General features: G+C 54.6%; 3 protein-coding genes. All 3 read left to right on the top strand.

What is annotated here, in order from left to right:
* Window positions 1–330, top strand: a 330-nt coding sequence (locus tag IKB43_11355) for a hypothetical protein (protein ID MBR2470723.1), incomplete at its 5' end; no start/stop codon positions are given.
* A 265-nt stretch (window positions 331–595) separates the two neighbouring features.
* Window positions 596–2,143 carry a 2-isopropylmalate synthase gene (locus IKB43_11350; GenBank protein ID MBR2470722.1) on the top strand — a complete coding sequence of 516 codons (1,548 nt, stop codon included), beginning with the start codon at window positions 596–598 and terminating at the stop codon, window positions 2,141–2,143.
* A 6-nt stretch (window positions 2,144–2,149) separates the two neighbouring features.
* Complete coding sequence (locus IKB43_11345) at window positions 2,150–2,497, top strand: hypothetical protein (protein ID MBR2470721.1); 348 nt, start codon at window positions 2,150–2,152, stop codon at window positions 2,495–2,497.
* The last annotated feature ends 113 nt before the right edge of the window (window positions 2,498–2,610 follow it).

Genomic DNA, 2,610 nt, shown 5'->3' with positions numbered 1-2,610 from the left:
TGCCCTGAAGGATGGCACCTCCCTAGTGATAATGAATGGCAAACGTTGCTTACAGCTGTGAATAGTGCAGCGAAACTAAAGGCGAATACTGGGTGGTCAAATGATGGAAACGGTACGGATGATTATGGTTTTGCTGTGAAGCCTGCGGGATATATGTCTGGATGGTATTACACGGGTGAAATGGAAAATGCCTCGTTCTGGACATCTACGGCTGATGGAGTAAATGATGGTTATAGGGTGTTGTTTAGTTATGAATCTAACGACGCTGAAGTTTGGTATAAGGATAAGGGACTGGGATATAGTGTCCGTTGTGTCAAGAACGCGAACTAGCCCTTGCCATCTTTTTGAAAACTTTGTATATTCATTGGTATGGAAAAGACCTTGAACCTGCTACTTCTATTGCGACTTGCTTGTGGAGCGAGGTTTTAGGCCGTTTTCAAGGATTTTGAACAGAATTAACCTAAATGAGCCCGCTCCAATATGGCAGCGGGTTTTCCTTTTTTGGGTCAATTTCTATCTTTGAAACCGAAAAATGAATCTTGCGGCCATGTTGCGTGGGCGAGGAGATAAGATGAGTGAAATGAATGCTGCCGAAATGGCGAAAAGACAACCGTTCTTTTATGATGTCACGCTGCGTGACGGAAACCAGGCGCTGCCCAAGCCCTGGAACAACGCCCAGAAAAAGGACGTGTACCTGCAACTTTTGAAACTGGGCGTGCACGGCGCCGAGGTGGGGTTCCCCGCCTCTAGCGAGATGGATTTTGAGTCTTGTAAGGAACTTGCCCAGCTCACCGCCAAGATGGCGGAAGAAGGGGACGAGATTGCCCAGAAGGTGGTGGTCTCTGGTCTTGCCCGCTGCGTGGAAAGCGATATCCAGCGTTGCTGGGAGGCGGTGCAGTACGCCCCCCACCCCCGTATCCACACCTTCCTCGCCACCAGCAAGCTCTCCATGGAGCATGTGCTGCACCTGACTCCGGAACAGGTGAAGGAAAAGGCCGTCAAGTGCGTGAAGCTGGCCAAGTCCCTGGTAGGGGACAAGGGCGACGTGGAGTTCAGCGCCGAACACTTCGGGGACTGCCTGGACAACATGGATTTTGTGATTGACGTACTGAAGTCCGTGGTGGAGGCGGGAGCCACCACCATAAACCTGCCCAATACGGTGGAGCGGTATAGGCCCTTCTTGTACGTGAACCAGATTAAGCAGGTTTATGAAGCCTTGCCCAAGGACATTGCCATCTCGGTCCATTGCCACAACGACTTGGGCATGGCTACGGCCGCTACGGTGGAGAGCTTCTTTGTGGGCGCCACCCAGCTGGAAGTGGCCCTGAACGGCCTGGGCGAACGCTGCGGCAACACCAATTTTTACGAGGTGGCCGTGGCGCTCCACAACTCCGGCGTGAATACCGGCCTGCACCTGGAACGCATCTACGAGACGGCTATCCTGATTTCCCAGTGGTCCGGCGTGAGCATTTACAGCCGTGCCCCGCTGATCGGTGCCGAAGCCATTGTGCACCGTAGCGGTATCCACCAGGATGGTGCCTCCAAGACCAAGGACATGAAGAAGGGCGCCTACCGCCCCATCGACTACTCCATCATCGGTCGCCACCAGAACGATTCCATTTCCTTCACCAGCCAGAGTGGCCGCACCGCGGTTTACGAGATTATCACCAAGTTTGGCTACAGGCTTTCTTTGGCCGAGGCGGCAGAACTGCAGCCCGTGCTCAAGGAACTGAGCGAAAAGGAAGGGGAACTCAGCGCCGAGCGGGTGTTGGACGTGTTCCGCGAAGAGCGTGTGAACGTGAACGCCCGCCTGGTGTTCAACAACGTGGAAGTGATTCCCGACGAGAACCGCTTTATATTCCATTTCAAGAAGGACGGCGAGGCCATTCGCCGGTCCGTGACCGCCGAAGGCCCCATCGAGGCCGGGCTTATCTTGATGCGTGAAATCAACATGCCGGTGGAACTGGTGAAGTACCGCCAGGTGGTGGTTCCCGAAAAGGACAAACTGTGGGCCGGTCGCGGCTTGAGCCGGATTCTCTTGCGCGCTAACGGCAAGGAAGAAGAGGGCCGTGGTGTCTCCAGCGATACCCTGAAGGCCAACATGCGGGCCCTGTTCAGCGGAGTGAACCTTTTGTACAAGTAGGCTGTTATGTGGAAAGCTTTGTCCGACGTGGCTCGACCCTTCAAGATCAAGCGGGAACGCCTTGAAAAGTTCGTGGACGATTCCAAGGAATCGGTGAACAAGCTCTGGAAATCGGAGCGGGTCCAGTCCGTGGTCCGTTCCACCGAAAAGCTCAAGGACGAGGGCATGAAAAAGCTCTCCGAAAAGGGTGTCCGCAGCGAAGGGATTCGTGCCAAGTTGAACGGCTTCCGCGAAAAGATCAAGGGCCTGTCGCCTTTCCAGAAGCTGATGCTCTTGACCATCGCCGTGTGCCTGCCTGCAGGTATCATCATCGCCGTCTTTGTGGCGGGCCTTATCAAGAGCCGTCAAAAATGAAACAGAAGGACCTGACCCCCACGCCCTTCTTTGCCGAACTGGAGCGTGCGAAGTCCGAAGTTCAGAAAGATGCCGCCGCAGGCGGCCTGGCCTTTATCGACATGACGGTGAGT

Source organism: Fibrobacter sp. (genome assembly GCA_017503015.1).
GTDB lineage: Bacteria > Fibrobacterota > Fibrobacteria > Fibrobacterales > Fibrobacteraceae > Fibrobacter.
Note: the sequence above shows the minus strand (reverse complement) of the source record. Positions and strands in the feature narration are given on the sequence as shown.

What these genes read in the sequence shown, in the direction of transcription:
- IKB43_11350 (MBR2470722.1), top strand. Translation starts at nt 596, where the DNA reads ATGGCGAAAAGACAACCGTTCTTTTATGATGTCACGCTGCGTGACGGA.
- IKB43_11345 (MBR2470721.1), top strand. Translation starts at nt 2,150, where the DNA reads ATGTGGAAAGCTTTGTCCGACGTGGCTCGACCCTTCAAGATCAAGCGG.